Genomic DNA, 25,882 nt, shown 5'->3' with positions numbered 1-25,882 from the left:
TATTAAGAAAACCGTTATCCCGTATTAGAAAGGAAGAGAGCTGTGTACGCTTCAAATACAATTTATGTCGTAGGGGATGCGAAAGCACCTCAAAATAATCCCATTACCGAAAAGTTTAAAAGCTATTTTGTAGCGTTTGTACTTGTTAAGGAGACTGGGGAAATTGTAGATGCAGATTGCTCAGCGACAATTGCATTAACATCTCAATTCGTTAAATATTTATTTCTACATAAAAATATTAATGACCCAGAATTAGTAATGGAAATAAAAGATCGTTATTTCGGTTCGTCTCAAAAAGCACTACTTGTAGCATTAAAAGATGCACAGAAAAAATATAATCAAATCGCTGCTTTGTCTACACATTCATAGACAAAATCCAGCCGTAAGAATCTTCTTATGGCTGGATTTTTTTATTTCACATGTACCTTCTACATGGAAAGTAAGCACAACCGGAGATCTTTTGATCCAAAAAAGTTAAGAATTAAGGCTCTATTTTGCTAGATAAAGAAAGGATGAACAAAATGAAAATTACCGATGTAAAAGTAAATCGTAGACGTGTAAATCTTCATACACCGTTTAAAACCGCGCTTCGTACCGTAACCGAAATAGAAAGTATAGATGTATATATTCATACAGATGAAGGAATTGTCGGTAAGGGAGCTGCAGCTGCAACACCAGTTATTACGGGGGATTTCGCTAGTGGGATTGAAGAAGCAATTTTAGGGCCGATGCGTTCAAGTTTAATTGGTCAAGATATTATTCAGTTTCAGCAGTTACTACAGCACATTCAAATGAGTTGTATTGGAAATCCAAGTGCAAAAGCGGCGGTAGATATCGCTTTATATGATGTGTATTGTCAGTATCATAACGTTCCACTTTACGCATTATTAGGTGGAAAAAAAGAAATTCACACAGATATTACTGTAAGTGTAGATGAACCGTTCATTATGGCGAAAGAGGCAAAGCAACATGTAGAAAAAGGATTTCAAACTTTAAAAATTAAAGTGGGGAAATCTGCACACTTAGACTTAGAACGTATTGAAGCGATTCGAAATAGCGTACCAAAAAATACGACGTTACGATTAGATGCAAATCAAGGGTGGAATCCAAAAGAGGCAGTTTCTATCATTAAAGAGATGGAAAATCGCAATTTAAATATTGAATTTATTGAACAACCTGTTCATGCGAAAGATTGGGATGGATTAAAGTACGTCAAAGATCATGTACAAACGCCTATTATGGCAGATGAAAGCATATTTTCAGCGAGTGATGCATTAAAAATTGTGCAAGGAAGATATGCAGACTTAATCAATATTAAATTAATGAAATGTGGTGGCATTCGCGAAGCGTGGCGTATTGCCGATATTGCAGAAGCAGCTGGTGTGAAATGTATGGTAGGAAGCATGATGGAATCTTCTCTTTCTGTTAGCGCTGTTGCACATTTAGCTGCTGCACATCCTAATATTCATTACTTCGATCTTGATGCACCGCTTTGGTTAATGGAAGAACCGGAAGGAATGACTTATTCTGGATCAAAGGTAAACCTTCAATCGACAGTGAATAGTAAATCTTAGGAGAAGAGACTAGTAAATTATCTTTTAAGGGGGATATGTATGAAAAAAGTAGGAACTGCATTTTTAACAACTTTATTTATATTTTCATCGTTTACATCAGCAAATGCTGAAGAAAAGAAAGATAGTAAGGCTTTTATCGATGTATCTGCTGCAACACTTTGGACCACGCCTGATTCATTACGGCCAATTGATGCACCAAGTGCTACAAATCCAGTTGATTTGTGGAAGTGGACGAAATCGATGACGCTTGATGAGAAACTTTGGTTAACAAGTGCAAATAAATTAGAAACGCAAGCGTTATTAGGCCAAGAAGTAACAGTTGTAGATAAAAAAGGGGATTGGGTGAAAGTGTTAGTTCATGGCCAGCCAACACCTCGAAATGAAGAAGGCTACCCAGGATGGATGCCTGAAAAACAGTTAACATATAATCAAGAATTTGCAGATAAAACAAATGAACCTTTCGTATTAGTAACAAAACCGACAGCCATTTTATATATAAATCCTTCTGAAAAACATAAATCGCTTGAAGTGAGCTATAATACGCGACTGCCGCTACTTAGTGAAGATACGATTTCATACCGCGTGTTGCTACCAAATGGGCAGAAAGCTTGGCTACGAAAAAATGATGGAACGGTTTACCGTTCTCAAAATGATATTCCAACCCCGACGGCCGATGATTTAATAAACACAGGGAAAATGTTTTTAGGATTACCGTACATTTGGGCTGGTACAAGTGGTTTCGGATTTGATTGCTCTGGATTTACACATACGATTTATAAATCGCACGGTATTACAATTCCACGAGATTCTGGTCCGCAATCGAGAAATGGAGTTGCAGTGGATAAAGAAAATTTACAAAAAGGAGATTTAATCTTCTTTGCATATGATCAAGGGAAAGGTAGTGTCCATCATGTGGGAATGTATATTGGTGACGGAAATATGATTCACTCACCAAGAGCTGAAAGATCAGTAGAGATTATCCCGTTAAATACACCTGGATATATAGAAGAATACGCTGGTGCTCGTCGTTACTTACCTTAAAAAATAGAGGGGGTTTTCAAATGAAAAAATTTGTTCGCTACTCATTAGTTAGTACTCTATTCGTTTCTTCGATTTTAGTTGGCTGCGCAAAAGAAAAAACAACGACAAAGCCGAAAGATGAGAAGAAAGTATTACAGTTACTAGAAACGGGTGAAATCCCGTCTTTACATTCAGGGAAAGTAACAGATGCAGTATCATTTAACGTTTTAAATAACGTAATGGAAGGATTATTCCGTTTATCGAAAAATGATGAAGTGATTGAGGCTGGAGCACAAAAATATGAAGTGAGTAAAGATGGGAAAACATATACATTCCACTTGCGTGATGCGAAGTGGTCTAACGGAGATCCAATAACAGCGCAAGATTACGTATATGCTTGGAAGCAGCTTATTAATCCGGATACTGCTTCTCAATATGCATACATTGCGTACGATGTGAAAAATGCGGAGAAAATAAATAAGAAACAACTAGGATTAGAGGAATTAGGAGTAAAAGCGAAGGATGATAAAACGTTCGTTGTAGAGTTGGAACATCCTGTACCGTATTTTACGAAACTACTTATTTTACCGTCCTTCTATCCAATTAACGAGAAATATGCGAAAGAGCAAGGCGATAAATATGGATTAGAAGCAAATAAAACGGTATATAATGGGCCATTTACATTATCTGATTGGAAGCATGAAGCGAGTTTTACAATGAAGAAAAACGATAAGTATTGGGATAAAAAAGAAGTGAAGCTAGATGAAATAAACTATCAAATTGTAAAAGAAATTTCAACTGCGGTAAATTTATATGAAACAGATAAAGTTGATAGAGCTGTCATTTCAACAGAATTCGTAGATAAATATAAAAATAATAAAGAGCTTAAACAATATACAGATCCGGTTATGTACTTCTTCCGATTCAATGAAAATGTACCGATTCTTAAAAATAAAAATGCACGTCTTGCGCTAAGTACAGTGTTTGATAAGAAAGGACTTGCGACTTCGTTTTTAAATGATGGTTCGGTAGCAGCGAACTATTACGTACCTAAAGGGTTCTTAAAAGGCCCTGATAAAAAAGACTTTAGAAGTACGGCAGGTGAGTTTAATAAGACGGATGTAAAACAGGCGAAAGAATATTGGGAAAAGGCGAAGCAAGAAACAGGTACAAATGAAGTGACGCTTGAGTTATTAAACTATGACTTAGAAAACTTCAAAAAAGTAGGAGAATACATTAAAGAAGAGCTAGAGAAAAACTTACCAGGCTTAAAGGTAAATGTAAAATTACAACCGCATACGCAAAAACTAGCGTTAGAGAAGAAGAAAGAATATGAAATGTCACTATCACGCTGGTTACCGGATTATCCAGATCCAATGACTTACTTAGAAGTATTCCTTTCTGGAAGCAGTGTGAACAATACAGAATATGCAAATCCGGAATATGACGCTTTAATTAAGAAGATTAAAACAGAATTAGGTAATGATGAAAAAACTCGTTGGAAAGCAATGCAAGATGCGGAAAAAATGCTGCTAGATGATGCAGTAATAGCACCGGTATTCCAGCGCGGGTTATCATACTTACAAAAGCCATATGTGAAAGATTTATATGTACATCAATTCGGCCCGGCAACTAGTTTAAAATGGGCAGATGTACAAAAATAAAAGTATGGAGAAACAGACTTCACCTGTGTGATAGTCTGTTTTTCTTATTTAAAGTTAGAGAAATAGTCCGTGGTATAATTTACTGGTCTGTATAAAACGTTTGGATGGGAATGATGTTTATGTTTGAAGAAAAGGAAGTAACATGTACAAAAAGATTGTTCATGAGGAAACCAAGTATAGAATATGTTGATCAATTTTATAACATATTAAAGCAAGAAGCTGTTGGCAAATGGCTTGCTAAATCACGAGGAATGTCAAAAGAAGAAGCAAATGATTATATCAGGAATCTTATATTACATTGGGAACAGTATAATTTTGGTGTATGGTTGTTATTTAATAGTGAAACAGGAAAGCTTTTAGGACATTGTGGTTTAAGGAAAGTGGATGAAACTGATGAAATAGAGATTATGTATCTACTTGATCCAGAGTATTGGGGAAATGGCTATGCGTCAGAAGCAGCAAAGGCGTCCATTCAATATGCAAAAGAGATGATGAATGAAAAAAGAATAATTGCTAGAGTAAAAGTAGAAAATGAGAATTCGAAAAAACTTTTACGAAATTTAGGTTTCACATATACTCATGATGTTGATCATAGTGGCCGTTTATTATCGTACTTTGAACTCAAGACATCATTGGATAAATTATAGACATTTTTTATGTTTTTTAACTGTTTAAAAATAAAATTATTACTCAAATTCCAGTGTGAAATGTATGTAGAATCTTGTATAATTAACGTGTTTCTATGGAAACATTTTCTTGTGCTAAATATAGGACTTAATAGAACAAGGAAAGAAATACATACATGTATATAATAGATAAATAGAATGGAACATGTATAGAGAAAAAGGAGAGAAATGATGGCGTGTCAAAGACAAGGGTTACAATTTAATAGCGAGAGAAAGAGGAAGAGACGATGAAAATGAAGCATGCTTTTGGTCCGATAATTTTAGCGTGTGTACTTTTTTTCATTATCATACTCATTCCATCGAAAAGTTTAGTATCACTTATTAGTGATAAGAAAGTAGAAGATGCGGCAACTTCCTTACAAAAAGAAAAATTACAAAGTGTATTCTTGCAACAGAAAATGTTAGAGAATTCGCAGTATTTACCGATGTACGGTTCATCTGAATTTTTACGAATGGATGCATATCATCCGTCTAATTATTTCAAAGTAAATCCCGCTGGTTTTACGCCATATTTAATTGGGATTGGCGGTACACAAAGTTTAGCTCATATATTAAATATGACATCTACAATGGATGAGTTAGAAGGTAAAAAAGTAGTCTTTGTTTTATCACCACAATGGTTTACAAAGACTGGGGTATCACAAGGGGATTTTACGAACAACTTCTCGAAGCAACAAGCATATCATTTTATTTTTAACGATAAAATAAATTTTGAAATGAAGAAGCAAATTGCGAAACGACTTTTAGATTATACAGTTGTTCAAGAAGATGATATATTAAAAAATTCATTAGAAGGTATTGTATATAATGATACGAAACATAACATAAAAGCAGGATTGGTTAAACCACTTGCTTATATGCATCGAAATATTTTAGATCATAGAGATTTATTTAACTCCTTATTTAAGATTGAACCGATGAAAGAAAAAACAAATATGGGATTACGTTCAATTTCTTGGGTAGATGCACGTAAACATGCAGAACAAGAAGGGAAGGCTGAGTCTACTACAAATACATTCGGAATTGAAAATCCCTATTATCATAAGAATAATCTGAAGAAAAAACTAAAAGGTTTAAAAAACTTTAGAGCAAATGAAACATATGATGAATCACCAGAATATGGTGATTTGCAAATTATTTTAGATTTATTTAAAGAGAAAAATGTCAAACCACTCTTTATTTCTGTACCTGTAAACGGGCCTTGGTATGATTATACTGGCTTCCCGAAAGAACGCCGTGAAGTGTATTATAAAAAAGTTCGAGAACAAGTTGAGAAAGCAGGATACCCAGTAGTTGATTTCTCTGGCCATGAATATGATAAGTATTTCTTAAAAGATACAATTCATTTAGGCTGGAAAGGCTGGATTTACTTTGATGAAGCAGTGCAAAACTTTTATAGTGAAAAATAAGCGTGAAGAAGGAACGGCTATAAGCTGTTCCTTTTTTAGTATAGAGTATTTTGATGTGGGCAATTCGGGAAGGCATGTATATCTTGAATTTGTCTAAAATCATAATGCTTCATTGCGAATTGCGCTTGGTAAAGGTATTCATACACATATAATTGACCATCATGTGCTGAACATAATACACCAGAAGTTCCTTGGCCATTAATGAAGGAAATGCCGATAGGGCGTCCGATTAAGTATTGTATTTTTTGTTGCCAATGCATAGGGGAATCACTCCTTTTTGAGATAATATACGAAATGAATGAGTGAATTGTAGCTTATCCACATAAGTATGAAGGCTTTTTATACAATTTCTAGAAGATATTAATATGAATGAATTATAAGTGCGAGAAAGGATTGAATAATGAAGAAAGAGAATATTTTGGAAGAAAAATTAAATATAATAGAATGGTGTCAAACATTGAAGGGATTAAGTGATGATATGTGGCTTCGATCATTTAAAAATGGTTCGTGGGGAATTGCAGATGTGATTTCACATTTTATCGTTTGGGATACGTTTTTAATAAAGCATAGAATTCCATACTTTATAAGTGGACGATCTGTACCAAATGTTCCAATAGATGTTGAGGAAATGAATAAGGGAGCAATAAAATATGCGAGATCTGGAATTTTAAGAGAAGAGCTTATCAACCAGTTTAGCTATACCCGTAAACAATTAGTAGACGAAATTGAGCGGATTCCTACCGATAATTTTTATAATGACTTTCAAATTGGTATTAAAAAAGTAAGGCTGAATCATTATTTTTCATCACTCATTCATCATGACTTAAAACACAAAGAAGAAATAATCCAATTTTTAATACATAATCCAGTCTATAATAAAAACCGCTAACATTCGTAATGAATTTTTAGCGGTTTTTATTATTTTAAGCAAGCTTTTTACGTTTTTTTGTCCATTTTTTAATGACGAAGTATAAGAGAATAAGTATGATGCCACCTATTGCGAACGATTTCACATACGGTCCTGCAACATCGTTAATATTCTCCCAATTCTCACCTAGTTTTTCACCTAAATAAATGAAAATGATAGACCAAGGAATGATTGCAAGTGCTGTTAATGTAGTGAAACGTAATAATGGCATTTTTGTAATGCCAGCAGGAATTGAAATCGCATGACGCACTACTGGAATAAAGCGGGCAGTGAAAATTACACCAGTTCCGTAACGGTTAAACCAATCTTCAGCTGCATCAATATGTTTTTTATGAATGAAAATATATTTTCCGTATCGTTCTAATATAGGTCGTCCACCATATCGTCCAAGCCAATAAATAAAGATTTGAGCAATAACGCCGCCAATTGTACCGAATACAACTGCACCCACAAATGAGATACTACCATTGAATACTAGGAATCCCGCATAAGCAAGGACAATCTCACTTGGGATAATCTCAATCATAAGTCCAAGCATAATGCCCCAATAACCTAATCCCTCAAAAAACGTTAATACTGAATGAATAAAACTACTTACCATTGTTGCACCTTCTAGTTTATGTATTTTTGAATAGGTGAACCTTATACTTAATAACATAAAAGATTCACTATGTGTAGATTATACCTTATTTGTATAGAGGATTGCTATTTCAATTCTTTTATGTCTCTTATAAGTAAAGTATGTAAGCTCGGTTTTCCTGAAGAGGTAATGAAAAGGTTATTAAAAATTTCTCATATACTAATGATAATAGACTGAAAATTAAGTATAATTGTATAGGTCTTTAATTTACAAAAATAGGAGGAGAATGTATGTATATTACAGATCCGATTTATGGACCAATATCTATTCAGGATAGATATATTCTTCAATTGATAGATACAAAAGCATTTCAAAGGTTGGCGTGTATTAAACAACAAGGACATATTGTTGCAATCCATTTTTCGAAAGGTAATGGAAAAAAATCTTAAGTTCTATACTCCTGAATTACAAAATTTCTTTTATAAAGAAGATTTATTAGTAGAAGACTTTCTTCCATTACAAGATGAAATGATTTTACATGAAATTCAGTGCTTTGCAAAATCAGAGGACAAACAATTAGTGGCGTTAATTCAACTTTATTTTTCAGGTGCTAAAAGTTTATCATTTCAAAAAGGAGTAGAGGGTGATTTTAAAAAGGAAAACAACAATTTAGCGATAATAACTGAGAAAAAGGCGTACAGTTCATATGTAGGTGGTATTTACGTCTATAGTGAGGAGCAGTTAGAGGACATTGTAGAAAAATCCCTTTTTATTCGAGAGATAGTAAGGTTACCTAAAAAAGAATATGCATATTCAATTTAAAATGGATGAGGTGGAAATATGGTTTGGAAAGAACGTCTTTTAGAAATGGATGATTTACCAGTTATATTAGAATGGTATAACGATGAAGAATTACATAACATAGCGGATATAAAACCATTCAAGCGATATACAATCGAAGAGCTTCGTGAGTACTGGACTGAAAAATTTTCGCGTTCTTATGCAAGTTATCATGTAATAGTAGTGAAGGATGAAGTAATAGGGAGGGTCGGATTAAAAAAGACGAAATATGATGATACATATGTGATGGAATACTCTATTCTCATTGGCGTTTCGAAGTTATATTCAAAAGGGCTTGGGACGGAGATTACAAAGTATTTTATTAATAAATCATTTTTAGACCCTGATATAGAAGCAGTTTTATTGCAAGTTAGGGAAGATAACAAGAGGGCGATTCGTTGTTATGAGAAAGCTGGATTTGAAAAAGTAAAATTGTATGTGGAGAATGAAGTGAAAGTGTACGAAATGCGTAGAGTTAAGAAAGAGGAAACAGTATAGAAAGAAAAAAGCGTGTGCATTTAATTCTGAATATAGCGTGAATTAGGGAGAGTGAATAAAATACATGAAACATAAAAAATGAAACTTATATGTAAACGATTTTTGCATCTTATATTGATATAAAAAACAAGCATCTCCCAGTTCTACATATAAGATAGGGGGATGCTTGTTTTTTTACGGTTTCACATCTAAATTTTGTAAAAATAACGTTGCTGTTACGTAACGTTTCGCTAACATTTGTACATAAGCGGTATGTACAGAAAGTGTGGCGATAATAATGGCGTTACGAATTGCTTCACGTTGTTCGTTATTAACCTGATCGAACTTGCTTGCAATTTTATCAGCTCTTTCTTTTACGATGTTTTCAATTGTATGGATTGTATCTGTTGCATTTAGTTGTAAGCAATTCCCTTGATTGAGTTCTTCAAATAGGGAAGAGTATGCTCCATATAAATGAACAGGATTGATTAAGTCATCACTTCGATCGGCTGGGTCATTTACGATAAGGCGTAATAGCTTACGAATGGATTCAAAATCAAGTGCTGTTTTTAAATCTTCGACAATGAATAGTAAGGCTGCTTGTTCAATTGAATATTTTTTTCCTTTTTGAGGAGAGCCAATCATTTCTTTTATATCTCGTTTCACCCAGTTTTGCATGGCCGTTACTGAGAAACTTGTGTTTTCAATTTGATTTCCAAGCGCAACTATTTCATTTAATGAAAAACCAACGTCCGTATCTTCAATCTTAATTAGTTTTTCAAAAATAGGTGAAAGTGCGGTAGTAATAAAAGCAGTTACGCTTTGTCCGCTTTCAATATCTTTTTTATGTGACTTCGCCCATGCTTCTTGTAAAATACCGAGAGGCTTTTTCGTATTCCATCCTCTTAATGATAGAAGAAGGGTAGCCATTTCGTTTCGTGTGAGATGAAATGTTTCCATCTTTTCACCTCCAAAAATAATAAAAAGTTCTTATGAACCTATAATATGTTTTGTTTCATTTAAAGTCAATTCTGTTTTGCTTAATTTTTCCTTTGTCACCAAACTGTCGGAAGTAAATAATACTTGCATATTTCGACAAAAGTTCATATAATAAGTTCATAAGAACCTTTAAAATGTTTTTAAAAACAAATCTATCATTCTGAATTTACTAGAAAGGTAGATTTCACATATATCTATATAAAAGGAGAATGGATATAATATGTTGAAAAAACTTGTAGCAGTCATGACAGCATTCATGGTTATCTTTGGTGCTAGTAGCTTTATGTTTGTAGACCACGCAGCAGCGAAAAGTTACAAATCTGGTAAAAAATCATTTACACCAAGTTCAGGTCAAAAATCAAAAGTTGATTTAAACAAAAAAGATTCAAATGTAAATTCTCAAAAAACGACTCCAGATTCAAAAACAAAAGCAACAAATACAGCACCAAAAAGTAATAAAGGAAGCTTTATGAAAGGTTTATTACTAGGTGGTCTCGGTGGTTTACTAATGGGTAGCTTATTTGCAAATATGGGAGCTCTTGGTTCTGTATTAGCGTTTATGGTAAATATGTTAGTAATGGCTGGTATCGTAATGTTAGCAGTTCGTGCATTTAAATACTTCAAAGATCAACGTAAGAAAAAGGAAGATGAAGTAGCATGGAAACAATAAAAATTTCTGAACAAGAATTAATAAATGCGCTTTGCATATATATTGCTGAAAAAAGACAAGTTGGCCCAGAAGAAGTTTTAGTTGAACTCATGTACGACGATGACTACGGTTTCTCTGCTGAAGTAGAGGTAAATGGTCGCCAGCAAATTTTAATTCAAGCGAACTTAATCGAAGCACTACGCTTATTACTGGACAGAGAATATAATGTCAATTCATTTGCGGCAAGATTACAACTTGAATTAGATGATGAAGAAGGCATTTACGCATTAGCGAAATTTAATAACTCAGATGAGTAGGAAAAAGAGCTGTTGAGATTACTCTCAACAGCTCTTTTTAGTATGTGCATATGCAAGGTAATAATCACGCCAAATTTCATTCATTTTTCGTCTACCAACATCAATGTTCGGGTTAAATTGTATAGCAGCTTGTTGACGTACGGCATGTACATGTTGGATCGCTTGTTGTAAGTGTTGTTCAACCGAATGAGATTTTTTATTTGCTTGTTTTACAATTGAATATCCAGCAACAGTCCCTTGTGCCATTGCAATTTTCCCACTTTCAATGCCAATTATATTGCCAGCTACAAATAAACCGGGAAGAGGGGTTTCCATTGTTTCGGAATGGAGAGGAACATGACCGCCTAATTCCGGAATGTAACGGAACGGACAACCAGCTACAGCGGCCAGCTCAGCAAGAGGATATAAGCCGCCGGCAATACAAACGAAGTCTGCCTCATATATTTGTTCCGATCCAGTTACTATATTTCCTTTCGTATCAATATTAGCAACCCGTACACCTTCAACTTGATCTGTTCCGATAATTTCAAGAGCTGCTTTTCGAAGGTGAAGAGGTGTGCCGTTTATGTTCATACCTTTATTTGGATAGAAGTTTAATCCAGCTTGTTTCGCCCAATTATATTTCATCAATCGACTACCTATACGTAATAAAGGTGACGGGGCAAGATGAGCAGCATGTAAGAGAGAATTTAATACTTCTTCTGGTTCACCAGCCTTTTGACTTAATTCATTTTTTTCAGGAAGCACGATATGTTCCACTTTAATTCCCGCTAATTGTAATTCATTTAAAATAGCGAATGACAAAATGTTAGCACCAATAATTACTCCTTTTTTCCCAACTTGAACGCGGTGTACATTTGTCATTACTTGGGCTGCCCCGATTGACATAACTCCTGGAAGTGTCCAACCAGGAAGGGGAATGGAGTATTCAGCAGCGCCAGTAGCAAGTAGAACGAACGGTGCTTCTAACGTACCGATATTCGTATGTACGAACCAAGTGCTTTCATCTTTATCTAAATTATAGACGGAAATACCACATCGAATATCAACTGAAAGTGATTTTGCTTCTTCGTGAAGGCGTTTTGATTCTTCTATGCCGTTCCACCATTCTCCAGTAGGTTCTTGATGTAATTGACCGAGCAACCTTCCGCCAGGCTTCATAAATTCATCAATAACAAGTACATTGAAACCAAATCGAGCGCAAGAGATGGAGGCTGATAAACCTGCTGGTCCAGCACCGATAATAATGACATCGTTCATCGTTTTTTCACCATCTCTCTCACGATATTTGGATGTTGTTTGCCGCTATCAACAAGCATATCTTTTTCTACAACAGTTAAGCATGCTCGTACGTTCGTTTGATTATTTACTGTGACGCGGCACTCAGAACAATGTCCGATATTACAGTAAATACCTCGCGGCGTCCCGCTGTCTTCATGCACTCTTAAAGTTCTTATTCCGTTTGCAAGTAAAGCGGCCGCAATCGTTTCATGTTCATATGCCTCATATTGTTGACCGTTAAATTGGAAAGTGATACGTTTACTACTATTTAAACTCCCTAAAACAGGGTGATGGGTAATTCTATTCATTTATTTTCACCTACCGCTCCAAAGGTAACTGCACGCACTGGTGGTTGATATTTTAATGGAATTTCATTAGTAGTTACGTCAGGATTTGCACTTTCAATCATTCGATCTATCATCATTCTACATGTGCGGCCACCGCAAAATCCCATACCAGCACGTGTTCTTAGTTTTAATTCTCTTGCCGAGCAATTATATTCAGCAATTGTCGATTGAAGTTGACCGTATGTAACTTCTTCACATCGACAAACAATTACATGATCTTTATTCGTCATATGTATTCCTCCTCTAGTTCGGTTTGCACAAATTATTATGCAAAAACTATGCCAATATAGAGGAGGGAAACGGTTATTGTAACCCAAGTTTTTTTAAACGGTTATATAAGGTAGCCCTCGTAACACCGAGCTGTTTTGCGCATTCTAATTTATTCCCATTCAAAATGCGTAAAGCCCTCTCAATGACTTTCTTCTCATGTTCATCCATCTCTTCTTGCAAAGAGAGAATCGTATTATTGTTGCTGAGTAATAGGGAATGAGCCGTATGATTCTCTAACGTTTCAGTTGTATGAAATGGTAAATACTCTTGTTTTATAATGCCGTCAGTCGCAAATACGACAAGTCTTTCAACAACGTTACGAAGCTCGCGAATATTACCTGGCCAATTGTAATGAAGCAGTTCATGCATAATGCTGGAAGGTAAGTCACGAATTGGTCTGTTATAGTTGATTGAAAAATGGTTTAAGAAAGAATAAGTTAATTCAATAATATCCTCACGTCTTTCGCGTAGCGGTGGAATATGCAAACTAACTACATTTAGGCGATAGTATAAATCTTCTCGGAACGTGCCTTTTCTCATTTCTTCTTGTAAATCACGATTTGTAGCAGCGATAATACGGAAATCAATCTTTATTTCTTTTTCTCCACCAACTCGGTAATATTTTCTTTCTTGTAGTACACGCAAAAGCTTTACTTGCATATCGAGCGGCATTTCTCCTATTTCATCAAGAAATAATGTGCCACCTTGTGCGAGCTCTATTTTACCTTTCTTACCTTTACTATTTGCACCAGAAAATGCCCCGCGCTCATAGCCGAATAATTCACTTTCAAATAATGCTTCTGGAATGGCGCCGCAGTTAATTGAAATGAACGGAGCTTTAGCTGCTTCACTTGCATCATGAATCGCTTTCGCAAATACTTCTTTTCCAACACCACTTTCGCCGAGTATTAAAACAGTTGATTTCACCGAACAAACTTTTCTAGCTAATTGTATCGTTCTTTGTATAACAGGGCTCTTTCCATTCATCGCAAGGAAAGGGTCTGATTCATCTTTATACTTTGCGACCTCTTGTTCTAAACGGTGCATTTCATGTGACATATTAAATAGTTTTTCATTTAAAGCAACTTGATTCGTAACATCAGTTTCTGAAACGACGGCTCCAATAATTTCATCGTTACAATACACTGGGTTTGAATTAATTAATACGAACAGATCTGGACGGGGCTGATGGAACTGAGCAATTATGCTTTTTCCGTCATGTAATGATTGTAAAATTTCCAAATCTTTATAGTCAAAAAAGCGAGTGATAGGTTGTCCAATAATTTCATTATGACTGACTGAAAAAATTTTTTCGGCGCCATCTGTCCAAGTACGAACACATTCTTTATCATCGATGACTGTAACGGAAGAATCAGTTGTTTGTATTACGGTGTTATAGAAAGATTGTAGTTCATAGTAAGACTTAACAAGAAACGGAATGATTTGCTGTGCCGTTATACAGCATATAGGCTCTTTATTTCGGTTCATTATGATACCGGCTAGTTCATTGGAAAACCCGTCAATTAAAGCGGTGAACGAGTCATCTTCATATATAACTGCACAAGTATATTCTTCTGTAGTAGAAGGTCGGTAATAAAATTTTTCGTCAACTTGTTCAATGTGTTGAATGCTATATGTATGATCAATAGATAATGTTTTTAGAAATTCTTTTATTGTGGGAAATGAGAATGTCATAATGTCCTCCTATTATGTATAAAAATTTTGACAGTGATAAAAAAATAATACACCTATTTATGATAAATTCAAAATATTTTTACAAATAAAAATATTGTTTGTAAAAATTGTATATATGTACAGTTGGCACGTCAATTGCATAAAAGAAAGTGAGAGGTTTAGGGGAAGGAGGAGTATTTTGTGAGGCACTGCGACGTTTTAATAATTGGCGGTGGTATTATTGGCTGCTCGATCGCTTATTACACTTCAAAATACGGAAGAGACGTAACAATCATTGAAAAAGGAGAATTTGTCAGTGGGACGTCTTCACGGTGTGACGGAAATATTTTGGCTATTGATAAAGACCCAGGGTTTGATAGTCAAATGTCGTTAGTAAGTCAAAAATTAGTAACTGATTTAAGTGAAGAGTTAGAGCACTCATTTGAATATAGGGCGCCAGGAAGTATTCTCGTATGTGAGTCGGACGAAGAGATGGAAGCAGCGCAGCAATGGGTGAATCGTCAAAAAGAAGCGGGTTTACCGTTTCGAATGCTTGATAGGCAAGATATAAGAGCGGAATCGCCATTCTTTGCAGATGATTTATTAGGCGGGTTAGAATGCGCAACGGATTCGACTGTAAATCCATATCTTCTCGCTTTTTCACTTCTTGCAGAATCGAAGAAATTTGGTACGAAAGCATTTAATCATACGGAAGTAAAAGAAATGAAAAGAGATATAGACGGTTCCTTTATTATAGAAACGACAAATGGGACGTTTACTGCGAAGCAAGTAGTAAACGCAGCCGGTGTGTGGGCTCCGAAAATCGGACAAATGCTTGATGTAAATATCCCAATTGAACCGAGAAAGGGGCATATTATTGTAGCATCAAGGCAACAACACGTTGGTTGCCGTAAAGTAATGGAATTTGGTTATTTAATTTCTAAATTTGGCGGGAAACGAAAAGTGGATGCTTTAACTGAAAAATATGGGGTAGCTCTTGTATTTGAGCCGACAGAAAGCCAAAATTTTTTAATTGGTAGTAGTAGAGAGTTTGTAGGATTTCATACGAGGATAAATAATGAGGTAATTAAATGTATTGCGAACAGAGCAATTCGTTTTTATCCGAAAATGGCGGATATGATGGTGATTCGTTCATATGCTGGGTTACGCCCGTGGACAGAAGATCATTTGCCGATTATTTCACGTGTGGAACATATCCCGAATTACTTTATTGCAGCAGGGCATGAGGGGGATGGCATTAGTCTTGCCGCAGTTACAGGAAAAGTGATTGAAGAGCTATTAAACGAAAAAGAAACAATCATTCCTATTGAATCACTTCGTTTGAGTCGTTTTACAGAAAGGGTGTTAAATGGATGAGGTCACAAAGAGTCTTTACGACGATTGATACACATACGGGTGGGAATCCAACGAGAACATTGATTAGCGGCCTGCCTAAGTTAATAGGCGAGACGATGGCAGAGAAAATGTTACATATGAAAAAGGAGTATGACTGGATTCGCAAATTGTTAATGAATGAACCGCGTGGTCATGATGTAATGTCAGGAGCACTATTAACAGATCCATGTCATCCTGAAGCAGATATTGGTGTTATTTACATAGAGACAGGTGGATATTTACCGATGTGTGGTCACGATACAATTGGCGTATGTACAGCTTTAATTGAATCAGGTTTAATTCCGGTAGTTGAACCGATTACTTCGTTAAAGTTAGACACGCCAGCTGGGTTAGTTGAAGTGGATATCTTTGTTCAAGATGGAAAAGCGAAAGAAGTCTCCTTTTGTAACATACCAGCTTTTTTACTGAAACACATTACTGTAGACGTCGAAGACATTGGAACAGTAGAGGCAGATATTGCGTATGGAGGGAATTTTTATGCCATTATCGATGCGAAATCAGTAGGGTTAGAGTTAGTACCAGAAAACGCATCTACAATCATAGATAAGGCAATTCATATAAGAAATATCATTAATGAGAAATTTGAAATCATTCATCCAGAGCATTCGTTTATTAGAGGATTAACCCATGTGGAGTTTTATACAGATCCTACACATGAAAGTGCGCATGTGAAAAATACAGTTGTCGTTCCGCCTGGAGGAATTGATCGTTCTCCATGTGGTACAGGAACATCAGCGAAGTTAGCGGTATTATATGCTAACCAAAAAATTAAGATTGATGAAGAGTTTGTTCACGAGAGTATCGTTGGCTCTTTATTTAAAGGGTGTGTCATAAATACGACAAATGTTGAAAATATGGAAGCTGTCGTAACGAAAATTACAGGTTCAGCTTGGCTTATGGGGATGCATAAATTTTTTTACAATGAAAAGGATCCACTGAAAGAAGGCTTTTTGCTAATTCCGCCGATGGAACATGAAACGGAGGATGTAAAATGAACATTCAAAAAATGTATACAGCAGTAGACGTACACGTAAATGGCGAGGCATTCCGTGTAATAAAAGATGTACCATGCAAGTACTACTACAATTTAGAACAATTAAACGAACAATTTTCAGGTGAATTAGCAGAAGAAATGCAGCTTTTATTAAATGAACCGCGTGGTTTTATCGGTTTAAATGGATGTATCGTCGTTCCTTCTATTCACACGGAAGTTGATGCAGCTGTATTATTTTTTAATCATGAAGGGTCAATCCCTCTTCATTACGGAGGTATTGTCGCAGTCATAACGATGTTACTAGAAAGCGGGTATTTAAAAAAAAGAGAGACGAATCAATACAAAATCGAAACGTTATCTGGCATATTTTCAGTCCTTGCGTATGTAGAGAATGATGAAGTTGTATCTGTTTCGTTTGAAAGTAAACTATGTTATATGATTGAGAAAAATTTACAAGTTGAAAATATAAGTTACTCTCTCATACAGGCAGATAAAGTATACGCAGTTGTAGAAAAAGGTGCATATTCACCAGAAATTTGTATTGAAAACATTTCTGAATTGAAAAAATGGGGAGAAAGTACACTACAAGCTATACAAAAACAGTCGTTAATAAAAAGGCTTATTTTAGTAGATTCTTCGCATAAAGAGAAGAACCATATAAAGTCAATTACATTTCATGAAGATAACTTTATCGTACGTTCGCCGGGGTTTGTCTCTACTATTGTGTCTTATGTTCACGCGTTATTTAAAAATAATTATATAGTGGATAAACCTTTTATAAATGAAAGTATATGTAATAGCTTTATAACTGTTGAAAAAGTGAAGAAGGAGGAAACGGGTTACATTTTCCGTTTTGAAAGTAGAGGATTTATTACAGGGATGCAGACGTTTCTATTAGATCCTACAGATCCGTTTCCGACAGGATTTTTATTAAAATAACATGTGGTAAAGGGAGAGGTAAATATGAAAAAAATTAAAGGGGCATTTCCAGTATTAATCACACCTATGGATGAGTTTCAAGAGATTAATTGGAACGGTGTAAAACAAAACGTAAACTACTTTATTGAGCAAAAAGTGGCTGGCATTATTATTAATGGAAGTACAGGAGAGTTTGTTAGTTTATCAAAAGAAGAGCGATTTAAAATGGTAGAAACAGTATTAAAAGAAGTTGATGGTCGTATACCAGTTATTGTTGGAACTGCTGCGGAGACGACGAAAGAGACGATTGAATATACGAAACATGCAGAAGCGCATGGAGCGGATTGTGCATTAATTATAAATTCGTATTATTGTAAACCGAAAGAAGAGGAAATATATTTTCATTTTAAAGAAATCTCAAACGCTGTAAATATTCCAATTATGTTATACAATAACCCGTTTACATCTGGTGTTGATATGAGTACAGAACTCATGCTACGTATTGGAAAAGACTGTGAAAATGTTACACATATTAAAGAATCTAGCGGAGATATTCGAAAAGCGAGAGATTTAGTAAGACAAGGCGAAGGTGCTTTTCAAGTATTCTGTGGATCTGAAGATTTAGTTATGGAATCTTATTTAGTTGGTGCGACGGGCTGGGTTTCAGTAGCAGGAAATATCGTACCGGGACTTGTTACGAAAATGTATGAGCATTTCCAAAATGGTGAATTAGAAAAAGCTTGGGAAATAAACGATGCGATTTTACCTCTTTGTGAGTTTCTTGAAGGGTCCGGAAAATATGTACAAATCGTGAAACGCTCAATGGAATTACACGGGCAAGCTGGGGGGCCTTCTCGCTATCCGAGACTCAGATTAACTGAAGAAGAGGATCAAAAGCTTCAAATGATTATTTCAAAAATTGCAGCTCATGCAGCTGTTTAAATAAGGAGGAAAGCATATATGTTAACGAAAAACATTGAACTAAGACCAAAAGTGAAAGCGTTTTTAAATGAAGAAATTAAAATGTTTATTAATGGTGAATTTGTTCCTTCAATTAGTGGAAAGACATTTGAGACATACAATCCAGCAACTGAAGATGTTTTAGCTGTCGTATGCGAAGCACAAGAAGAAGATATTGATGTCGCAGTAAAAGCGGCAAGATCTGCATTTGAATCAGGACCTTGGGCAGAAATGACTACTGCTGAAAGAGCACATCTTATTTATAAATTAGCAGACTTAATTGAAGAGCATGGAGAAGAATTGGCGCAGTTAGAAGCTTTAGATAACGGGAAACCATATCAAGTAGCACTGGATGATGATATTGCAGCGACTGTAGAAAATTACCGCTATTATGCGGGGTGGGCTACGAAAATTATCGGACAAACAATTCCGATTTCAAAAGATTATTTAAATTACACACGCCATGAACCTGTTGGCGTTGTAGGACAAATTATTCCTTGGAATTTTCCTCTCGTTATGTCTTCTTGGAAAATGGGAGCTGCACTAGCAACAGGTTGTACGATCGTATTAAAACCAGCAGAGCAAACTCCTTTATCCTTATTATATGCAGCGAAACTTTTTAAAGAAGCAGGTTTTCCAGATGGTGTTGTAAACTTTGTGCCAGGTTTCGGCCCTGAAGCGGGAGCTGCAATTGTAAACCATCATGATATTGATAAGGTAGCCTTCACAGGTTCAACAGTTACAGGAAAATATATTATGCGTCAATCTGCAGAAACAATTAAACATGTAACGTTAGAACTTGGTGGTAAATCACCAAATATCATTTTAGAAGATGCTGATTTAGAAGAAGCGATTAACGGTGCATTCCAAGGTATTATGTATAATCACGGCCAAAATTGTAGTGCTGGATCTCGCGTGTTCGTTCACCGAAAACATTACGAAACAGTCGTAAATGAACTAGTAAAAATGGCGAATAACGTGAAACTTGGAGCAGGTATGGAGAAGGACGCGGAAATGGGTCCACTCGTATCTAAAAAGCAACAAGAGCGTGTGCTACATTACATTGAACAAGGAAAAGCTGAAGGCGCTACTATTGCTGCTGGTGGTGAACGTGCATTTGAAAAAGGTTATTTTGTACAGCCAACAGTATTCATAGATGTTACTGACGATATGACGATAGTTAAGGAAGAAATCTTCGGTCCAGTTGTCGTTGTACTTCCATTTGATTCAACGGAAGAAGTAATCGAAAGAGCAAATCGCTCTTCTTACGGACTCGCTGCAGGCGTATGGACACAAAATATTAAAACAGGACATCAAGTTGCCAATAAATTAAAGGCAGGAACGGTATGGATTAATGATTATAACTTAGAAAATGCAGCGGCACCATTTGGTGGATTTAAACAATCTGGTATCGGCCGTGAGTTAGGTTCATATGCGCTTGATAATTACACAGAAGTGAAAAGTGTTTGGGTAAATATAAAGTAATAGAGAGATGAAATAATGAGATAGACGGACAACTGGAATTTTTAATAATAGTTGTCCGTTTTCTTATATATAAAATAGTTTTCTAAAGAATGATAAGGGGGATTTGGATGGAGCAATTAGTAGAGTGGTTAGTAGGGCAAGTGTGGAGTATTGGTTTAGTTGTTTTCGCATTAGGAGCAGGTGTGTATTTTACAATTGCAACTCGTTTTCTTCAAATTCGTTATTTTAAAGAGATGATTAAACTATTATTTGAAGGGAAGAGCTCAGAAACGGGAATATCATCCTTTCAAGCATTTTGTTTAGCCTTATCAGGTAGGGTTGGAATAGGTAATATTGCAGGGGTCGCAACAGCTATCGCTTTTGGCGGACCTGGAGCTGTATTTTGGATGTGGATAATGGCTCTTTTAGGAGCAGCTAGTGCCTTTGTCGAATCAACATTATCTCAAATATATAAAAGTAAAGTTGGAAATGAATATCGCGGTGGTACACCGTATTTCATTGAAAAAGGCTTAAACATGAAATGGTTTGCAGTTATTGTAGCGGTCGTTGTAACAATTTCATATGGCGTTTTATTACCAGGAATTCAATCTAGTAGTATCGCAGTTGGATTCGAAAACTCTAATGGTATTAGCAAATATATAACTGGTATATTGTTAGTCATATTATTAGCAGCAATTATTTTTGGTGGCGTAAAGAGAATTGCTGGCGTTTCTCAAATGCTCGTTCCATTTATGGCAATTGGTTATGTAATTGTTACATGTATCGTATTAATTGCAAATGCAACAGAAATCCCAAGTATGTTCGCTTTAATTTTCTCAAGTGCTTTTGGTGTGAATGAAATGTTTGGTGGAATCGTCGGTGCAGCAATCGCGTGGGGCGTAAAGCGCGCTGTATTTTCAAATGTAGCTGGCGTTGGAGAAGCGACGTATAGTTCGGCCGCGGCTGAAGTATCTCATCCAGCAAAACAAGGGTTAGTTCAAGCATTTTCTGTATACATTGATACAATTGTCGTATGTACAGCGACAGCTCTTATGATCTTAATAACAGGTATGTATAATGTTATACCTGAGGGGAAAAGCGCTATCGTAAAGAATATAGGGAATGTTGATGCAGGTCCAATTTATACACAACAAGCAGTTGAAACTGTTATGACAGGGTTTGGTCCATTATTCATTTCAATCGCAATTTTCTTCTTCGCATTTACAACATTACTCGCATACTACTATATCGCTGAAACGACACTTACTTATTTAGATCGTGAGCTTAAACATAGCTGGTTAAAACCAGTTTTGAAAATTGGATTTTTAATTATGGTTTACATCGGTAGCATAGAATCAGCGTCGCTTTTATGGAATCTTGGGGATTTAGGAATTGGTAGTATGGCATGGTTAAACTTAATTGCGATTCTACTATTAAGTAAAATCGCATTAAAAGTGTTAAAAGATTATGAAGCGCAGAAAAAAGAAGGGAAAGATCCAGTATTTGATCCTAAAAATGTAGGAATTGAAGGTTTAACATTTTGGGAGGAAAGAAGTAAAGAGGTTGCAAGAAAAAACTCTAAAGAACAAGCGGTAGTGGATGATAGTCTGAAACTGTAGTTATAATAAACTGAATATTCATTCTTTTTGGGTGGCGTATATTGCCTTCTTTTCATCACATACTACAATAGGTACATATAATTGGAATGGAGGTAATAATAAAATGGCGCACGAACAACATAGTTCAGTAAATGACGTTCTACATCATTATAAAGAAGGTATCGGTAGTTTTACAAACCAAATTCCTGAAATTGCTGAAACATATAATGCATTCACGCAAGCTTGTTTTCAAGAGGGTTCTTTAACAAAAAGGGAAAAACAACTTATTGCATTAGGAATTAGTCTAGCAACGCAAGATGAATATTGTACCGTTTATCATACAAAAGGGTGTCTGGATCAAGGGTGTTCAGATAAAGAAATTCTGGAAGCATGTGGTGTATCAGCAGCATTTGCTGGTGGAGCTGCAATGAGTCAAGCGGTAACTTTAGTGCAAGAGTGTTTAAGTGAACTGAAAAATCAAAAGCATTGAATAGAAAAAACGTTTTAAACTTTATGTTTAAAACGTTTTTTATGTGAAATTACATTTGTATTCATTTTAATATTTTATTTCTTCATAAATCGAATTCTCTACATCAGGAAGAACTGTGTATATGCTTTTACTGATTAAAGCTTCTAATTCTTTCTTAATTGCATAAAACCCTTTCCAATGTAATGATGTATGAGACGTTGTACCGTGACGTAAACCAACGGAAATCAATCTTCTTTCCAGCGTAGTAAAACCATCCGCGTCAGCAAGAGCATCACAAAGAGTAATTACTTTATTGTATAAATCGTAGTTACAATGTTCATTCAATATTTCAACTAATTGGATTCTCATATGGTCAGGAACGAGACTCCACTCCGCTGCGATATCTATATGTTCATTTTTGCAGGGGAATGAGTGTGTAACACAAATAACAGCGTTTCCTGTATACCCTAAATCATTCATATACATATAACCATCATAGGAATGAATGACCGATTTGGTAAAACCTTTGTATCTTCCGATATCATGCAAAAGGGCAGCATTATATGCTATATCAGCATCTAGGTTATACCCATTTTTAATAAGTTCTATAATTATGTTTTCAGTTGCCTGAGCAACATTTATTGAATGTTCAAACCAAGGACCGGGGTTTTGTTCATATGCCCATTCGAGTAATTCTTTTGCATATGTTCTATCTACTATATATTTCATATCGTTATCCTTTCCCTAAAAAATCATGTTTTAAAGAATTTCATCTTAGTATATCATTATTCCTGCTTTAAAAATTGATACAATGAAACAAAAGGGGGATTAGTAATGCAAAATTTAGTAATTGAAGAGATTAAGAAAATAAATGATGATATGGAAGAGCTTTCTGAACTTTTGAAAACGGTTGTAAATGATGGGGCATCAATTGGTTTTTTACCTCCACTGGATCAAAAAGAATCAGCGAAATATTGGGAAACTGTTTTAGCACCAGAAGTGATCTTATATGTTGCTAAAATAAATAATGAAGTGGCAGGGAGTATTCAATTACATTTAGTTGCAAAGCCTAATGGGATTCATAGAGCTGAAATTTGTAAGTTAATGACTCATCCAAACTTTAGACGTAATGGCATTGGACGTTCACTTATGCGCAAAGCAGAGGAACGAGCGAAGCAAGAAAACAGGACTCTTTTAGTGCTAGATACTAGAGAAGGAGATCCTTCGAATAAATTGTATAAATCATTAGATTATCAAGAAGCTGGAAAAATACCAGAATACGCAATTTCTCCAAATGGTAATTTAGATGCCACAGTTATTTATTATAAATTTTTATAAGTGATGATTAAAATGCTGTCATGCTTAAAATAATAAAGTTTGATTTTTAACACCGTCTATATTTCTCTAGCGGTGTTATTTGAATTTAATTAATGTGCTAATTGAATTTGAGAAAGTTTTTAGAGGGTTCTTTTCGTAATGTTCCTCGACTTATAATGGATGTAGAGAAGATGACTAGGCAACTATAGTTATTTTCGCTTTATTATGGGAAAGGGGATGACGAGATGAAAACGAAAGGTTTACAGAAGGTAAAGAAAGTTATATTAAGTGGTGGGATATTACTTACAGGATTGTTAACTTTCGGTTTTTCAGAAAAAGCTTCAGCTCATGGATACGTAGAATCACCAGCGAGCCGTTCTTATTTATGTAAGCAAGGGGTAAATGTAAACTGCGGTCCGATTCAATATGAGCCGCAAAGTGTAGAAGGAATAGGTGGATTCCCGCAATTAGGACCTTCTGATGGTCAAATCGCAGGAGCTGGCCATTTCCCTGCTTTAGACGTTCAAACAGTTGATAGGTGGAAAAAAGTTACGTTAAACGGCGGGACGAATACATTTAAGTGGAAACTAACCGCACCTCATAGTACGAAAGAGTGGAAATATTATATTACGAAAAAAGATTGGAATCCAAACAAGCCTTTAACGAGGTCTGATTTAGATTTAGTGCCTTTCTATGTGAAAAATGATGGAGGAGCTAGACCTGGAACTTCCGTAACACATGAAGCAAATGTGCCTACTGATAGAAATGGATATCACCTTATTTTAGCTGTGTGGGAAATAGCGGATACTGGAAATGCATTTTATCAAGTTATAGATGTTAACCTTGTAAATAACGGTTTACCATCAAATAACGTGCTAAATCATGTAGCACAAGTTCCTACTTTATTTTAAATAAAGTATACATTTCGATCATCTAATTCATTTTAGATGATCTTTTTTACGAAAAACGATGAAAAATATAGAAGAAAGTGCAATTATTTATAAAAAATTATGCTTTAAATATTGTCATATTTGCTTCTTTAAGATATCCTTTTCATGAAGAGGTGGAAAACATGGAAAAAGTACTAGTTTTCGGGCATAAAAACCCAGATACAGATGCAATTTGTTCTGCAATTGCTTATGCAGAATTGAAAAAAGAATTAGGAATGAATGCTGAGCCTGTACGTTTAGGCGAAATCAGCGGTGAAACTCAATTTGCGTTAGACTATTTTAAAGTAGAAGGACCGCGTTTTGTTGAGACAGTTGCAAACGAAGTGGACAACGTTATTTTAGTAGACCATAACGAGCGTCAACAAAGTGCTAACGATATCGAATCTGTTCGTGTGTTAGAAGTTATTGATCATCACCGTATTGCTAACTTTGAAACAAGCGATCCTATTTACTACCGTTGTGAGCCAGTTGGTTGTACAGCTACAATCTTAAACAAAATGTACAAAGAAAACGGTGTTACAATTCGTAAAGAAGTTGCAGGTTTAATGTTATCTGCAATCATTTCAGATTCTTTACTATTCAAATCTCCAACTTGCACAGAGCAAGACGTAGCAGCAGCTCGTGAATTAGCGGAAATCGCTGGTGTAGATGCTGACAAATACGGCTTAGAAATGTTAAAAGCTGGTGCTGACTTAAGCGGAAAAACAATGGAGCAATTAATCTCTCTTGACGCTAAAGAATTCCAAATGGGTAATGCGAAAGTTGAAATCGCACAAGTAAACGCTGTTGATACAAATGACGTTCTTGTACACCAAGCTGAACTTGAAAAAGTTATCTCTGCAGTAGTAGAAGAAAAAGGTTTAGACCTATTCTTATTCGTTGTAACTGATATCTTAACTAACGATTCTGTCGGACTTGCGATCGGTAAAGCAGCAAACGTTGTTGAGAAAGCATACAACGTATCTCTAGAAAACAATACTGCTACATTAAAAGGTGTAGTATCTCGTAAAAAACAAATCGTACCAGTATTAACAGAAGCATTCCAAGCTTAATATTATTGAGTATGATTTAACAAAAAGAC

The 25,882-nt window shown here is 35.4% G+C and carries 29 protein-coding genes and 1 pseudogene; 22 read left to right on the top strand and 8 right to left on the bottom strand.

What is annotated here, in order from left to right:
• Positions 1 to 42 precede the first annotated feature (42 nt).
• The 6 genes from MR070_RS09720 to dltD all read left to right on the top strand — a co-directional run bounded on the left by MR070_RS09720 (position 43) and on the right by dltD (position 6,353).
• Positions 43 to 369: a DUF3870 domain-containing protein gene (locus tag MR070_RS09720; protein ID WP_000271328.1), complete on the top strand. Its 327-nt coding sequence runs from the start codon at positions 43 to 45 to the stop codon at positions 367 to 369.
• Positions 370 to 512: 143 nt separating this feature from the next.
• Positions 513 to 1,574, top strand: a complete 1,062-nt coding sequence (locus MR070_RS09715) for a dipeptide epimerase (RefSeq protein WP_052587760.1) — start codon at positions 513 to 515, stop codon at positions 1,572 to 1,574.
• 39 nt (positions 1,575 to 1,613) lie between these two features.
• On the top strand, positions 1,614 to 2,615 hold the full coding sequence (locus MR070_RS09710; protein ID WP_000755453.1) for a C40 family peptidase: 1,002 nt from the start codon (positions 1,614 to 1,616) through the stop codon (positions 2,613 to 2,615).
• 20 nt (positions 2,616 to 2,635) lie between these two features.
• Positions 2,636 to 4,258 carry a peptide ABC transporter substrate-binding protein gene (locus tag MR070_RS09705; protein WP_242261146.1) on the top strand — a complete coding sequence of 541 codons (1,623 nt, stop codon included), beginning with the start codon at positions 2,636 to 2,638 and terminating at the stop codon, positions 4,256 to 4,258.
• A gap of 119 nt (positions 4,259 to 4,377) precedes the next feature.
• Positions 4,378 to 4,905 (top strand): GNAT family N-acetyltransferase, encoded by a 528-nt coding sequence (locus MR070_RS09700; protein ID WP_242261145.1) that lies wholly within the window; start codon positions 4,378 to 4,380, stop codon positions 4,903 to 4,905.
• Between the two features lie 266 nt (positions 4,906 to 5,171).
• Positions 5,172 to 6,353 carry a D-alanyl-lipoteichoic acid biosynthesis protein DltD gene (gene dltD, locus MR070_RS09695; RefSeq protein WP_139895341.1) on the top strand — a complete coding sequence of 394 codons (1,182 nt, stop codon included), beginning with the start codon at positions 5,172 to 5,174 and terminating at the stop codon, positions 6,351 to 6,353.
• Between the two features lie 35 nt (positions 6,354 to 6,388).
• On the opposite strand, the gene MR070_RS09690 is transcribed toward dltD, so the two are convergent.
• On the bottom strand, positions 6,389 to 6,613 hold the full coding sequence (locus tag MR070_RS09690; protein WP_000558704.1) for a hypothetical protein: 225 nt from the start codon (positions 6,611 to 6,613) through the stop codon (positions 6,389 to 6,391).
• A gap of 140 nt (positions 6,614 to 6,753) precedes the next feature.
• On the opposite strand from MR070_RS09690, the gene MR070_RS09685 reads away from it, so the two are divergent.
• The gene (locus MR070_RS09685) at positions 6,754 to 7,242 is read left to right on the top strand and encodes a DinB family protein (RefSeq protein ID WP_000711952.1); all 489 of its coding nucleotides are present in this window, start codon (positions 6,754 to 6,756) and stop codon (positions 7,240 to 7,242) included.
• Positions 7,243 to 7,276: 34 nt separating this feature from the next.
• Here the strand turns inward: MR070_RS09685 and uptA are convergent, their stop codons facing one another.
• Complete coding sequence (gene uptA / locus MR070_RS09680; RefSeq protein ID WP_139895342.1) at positions 7,277 to 7,882, bottom strand: undecaprenyl phosphate transporter UptA; 606 nt, start codon at positions 7,880 to 7,882, stop codon at positions 7,277 to 7,279.
• A gap of 269 nt (positions 7,883 to 8,151) precedes the next feature.
• Between uptA and MR070_RS09675 the strand changes: the two genes are divergently transcribed.
• From MR070_RS09675 to MR070_RS09665, 3 genes and pseudogenes are all read left to right on the top strand, one after another.
• The gene (locus MR070_RS09675) at positions 8,152 to 8,310 is read left to right on the top strand and encodes a hypothetical protein (RefSeq protein ID WP_164860971.1); all 159 of its coding nucleotides are present in this window, start codon (positions 8,152 to 8,154) and stop codon (positions 8,308 to 8,310) included.
• Positions 8,258 to 8,683: pseudogene (locus MR070_RS09670) on the top strand (HD domain-containing protein); the annotation flags it as partial. The gene MR070_RS09675 and the pseudogene MR070_RS09670, both read left to right, overlap by 53 nt.
• 18 nt (positions 8,684 to 8,701) lie before the next feature.
• Complete coding sequence (locus tag MR070_RS09665; protein WP_242261144.1) at positions 8,702 to 9,199, top strand: GNAT family N-acetyltransferase; 498 nt, start codon at positions 8,702 to 8,704, stop codon at positions 9,197 to 9,199.
• Positions 9,200 to 9,373: 174 nt separating this feature from the next.
• Here MR070_RS09665 and MR070_RS09660 read toward each other — a convergent pair whose 3' ends face one another.
• Positions 9,374 to 10,138 (bottom strand): DUF1836 domain-containing protein, encoded by a 765-nt coding sequence (locus MR070_RS09660; RefSeq protein WP_000447235.1) that lies wholly within the window; start codon positions 10,136 to 10,138, stop codon positions 9,374 to 9,376.
• Between the two features lie 259 nt (positions 10,139 to 10,397).
• Here MR070_RS09660 and MR070_RS09655 point away from each other — a divergent pair, with 259 nt between their 5' ends.
• Both MR070_RS09655 and MR070_RS09650 read left to right on the top strand, forming a co-directional pair.
• A complete protein-coding gene (locus MR070_RS09655; RefSeq protein ID WP_139895343.1) occupies positions 10,398 to 10,847 on the top strand; it encodes a hypothetical protein in 450 nt (149 codons plus the stop codon).
• The gene (locus MR070_RS09650; RefSeq protein WP_000447750.1) at positions 10,835 to 11,143 is read left to right on the top strand and encodes a YxcD family protein; all 309 of its coding nucleotides are present in this window, start codon (positions 10,835 to 10,837) and stop codon (positions 11,141 to 11,143) included. The genes MR070_RS09655 and MR070_RS09650 overlap by 13 nt, the downstream gene beginning before the upstream one ends.
• A 24-nt stretch (positions 11,144 to 11,167) precedes the next feature.
• Here MR070_RS09650 and MR070_RS09645 read toward each other — a convergent pair whose 3' ends face one another.
• The 4 genes from MR070_RS09645 to MR070_RS09630 all read right to left on the bottom strand — a co-directional run bounded on the left by MR070_RS09645 (position 11,168) and on the right by MR070_RS09630 (position 14,736).
• The gene (locus MR070_RS09645) at positions 11,168 to 12,403 is read right to left on the bottom strand and encodes an NAD(P)/FAD-dependent oxidoreductase (protein ID WP_242261143.1); all 1,236 of its coding nucleotides are present in this window, start codon (positions 12,401 to 12,403) and stop codon (positions 11,168 to 11,170) included.
• The gene (locus MR070_RS09640; RefSeq protein WP_242261142.1) at positions 12,400 to 12,732 is read right to left on the bottom strand and encodes a (2Fe-2S)-binding protein; all 333 of its coding nucleotides are present in this window, start codon (positions 12,730 to 12,732) and stop codon (positions 12,400 to 12,402) included. The genes MR070_RS09645 and MR070_RS09640 overlap by 4 nt, the downstream gene beginning before the upstream one ends.
• Complete coding sequence (locus MR070_RS09635; RefSeq protein WP_098669746.1) at positions 12,729 to 13,001, bottom strand: (2Fe-2S)-binding protein; 273 nt, start codon at positions 12,999 to 13,001, stop codon at positions 12,729 to 12,731. The genes MR070_RS09640 and MR070_RS09635 overlap by 4 nt, the downstream gene beginning before the upstream one ends.
• Positions 13,002 to 13,074: 73 nt before the next feature.
• Positions 13,075 to 14,736, bottom strand: a complete 1,662-nt coding sequence (locus tag MR070_RS09630) for a sigma-54 interaction domain-containing protein (protein WP_242261141.1) — start codon at positions 14,734 to 14,736, stop codon at positions 13,075 to 13,077.
• Between the two features lie 180 nt (positions 14,737 to 14,916).
• On the opposite strand from MR070_RS09630, the gene MR070_RS09625 reads away from it, so the two are divergent.
• From MR070_RS09625 to MR070_RS09595, 7 genes are all read left to right on the top strand, one after another.
• On the top strand, positions 14,917 to 16,092 hold the full coding sequence (locus MR070_RS09625) for an NAD(P)/FAD-dependent oxidoreductase (RefSeq protein ID WP_242261140.1): 1,176 nt from the start codon (positions 14,917 to 14,919) through the stop codon (positions 16,090 to 16,092).
• Positions 16,089 to 17,126: a proline racemase family protein gene (locus MR070_RS09620; RefSeq protein ID WP_242261139.1), complete on the top strand. Its 1,038-nt coding sequence runs from the start codon at positions 16,089 to 16,091 to the stop codon at positions 17,124 to 17,126. The genes MR070_RS09625 and MR070_RS09620 overlap by 4 nt, the downstream gene beginning before the upstream one ends.
• Positions 17,123 to 18,064 (top strand): proline racemase family protein, encoded by a 942-nt coding sequence (locus MR070_RS09615; protein WP_242261138.1) that lies wholly within the window; start codon positions 17,123 to 17,125, stop codon positions 18,062 to 18,064. The genes MR070_RS09620 and MR070_RS09615 overlap by 4 nt, the downstream gene beginning before the upstream one ends.
• A 24-nt stretch (positions 18,065 to 18,088) precedes the next feature.
• Entirely contained in the window at positions 18,089 to 18,985 is an 897-nt protein-coding gene (gene dapA, locus MR070_RS09610; protein WP_242261137.1) for a 4-hydroxy-tetrahydrodipicolinate synthase, read from the top strand.
• Between the two features lie 18 nt (positions 18,986 to 19,003).
• A complete protein-coding gene (locus MR070_RS09605) occupies positions 19,004 to 20,488 on the top strand; it encodes an aldehyde dehydrogenase family protein (protein WP_242261136.1) in 1,485 nt (494 codons plus the stop codon).
• A 107-nt stretch (positions 20,489 to 20,595) separates the two neighbouring features.
• Positions 20,596 to 22,086 carry an alanine/glycine:cation symporter family protein gene (locus MR070_RS09600; RefSeq protein WP_242261135.1) on the top strand — a complete coding sequence of 497 codons (1,491 nt, stop codon included), beginning with the start codon at positions 20,596 to 20,598 and terminating at the stop codon, positions 22,084 to 22,086.
• 31 nt (positions 22,087 to 22,117) lie between these two features.
• Complete coding sequence (locus MR070_RS09595) at positions 22,118 to 22,555, top strand: carboxymuconolactone decarboxylase family protein (RefSeq protein WP_179192338.1); 438 nt, start codon at positions 22,118 to 22,120, stop codon at positions 22,553 to 22,555.
• Between the two features lie 66 nt (positions 22,556 to 22,621).
• Here the strand turns inward: MR070_RS09595 and MR070_RS09590 are convergent, their stop codons facing one another.
• Positions 22,622 to 23,263: an HD domain-containing protein gene (locus MR070_RS09590; protein WP_000875267.1), complete on the bottom strand. Its 642-nt coding sequence runs from the start codon at positions 23,261 to 23,263 to the stop codon at positions 22,622 to 22,624.
• 105 nt (positions 23,264 to 23,368) lie between these two features.
• Here MR070_RS09590 and MR070_RS09585 point away from each other — a divergent pair, with 105 nt between their 5' ends.
• The 3 genes from MR070_RS09585 to ppaC all read left to right on the top strand — a co-directional run bounded on the left by MR070_RS09585 (position 23,369) and on the right by ppaC (position 25,853).
• Positions 23,369 to 23,872, top strand: coding sequence for a GNAT family N-acetyltransferase (locus tag MR070_RS09585; RefSeq protein WP_242261134.1), 504 nt, complete (start codon positions 23,369 to 23,371; stop codon positions 23,870 to 23,872).
• 224 nt (positions 23,873 to 24,096) lie between these two features.
• Positions 24,097 to 24,762, top strand: a complete 666-nt coding sequence (locus tag MR070_RS09580) for a lytic polysaccharide monooxygenase (protein ID WP_000850065.1) — start codon at positions 24,097 to 24,099, stop codon at positions 24,760 to 24,762.
• Positions 24,763 to 24,923: 161 nt separating this feature from the next.
• Positions 24,924 to 25,853 carry a manganese-dependent inorganic pyrophosphatase gene (gene ppaC, locus MR070_RS09575; protein ID WP_000416850.1) on the top strand — a complete coding sequence of 310 codons (930 nt, stop codon included), beginning with the start codon at positions 24,924 to 24,926 and terminating at the stop codon, positions 25,851 to 25,853.
• The last annotated feature ends 29 nt before the right edge of the window (positions 25,854 to 25,882 follow it).

Origin of the sequence: Bacillus cereus group sp. BfR-BA-01453, from assembly GCF_022662915.1 — a bacterium.
GTDB classification, from domain to species: Bacteria; Bacillota; Bacilli; order Bacillales; family Bacillaceae_G; genus Bacillus_A; species Bacillus_A paranthracis.
Note: the sequence above shows the minus strand (reverse complement) of the source record. Positions and strands in the feature narration are given on the sequence as shown.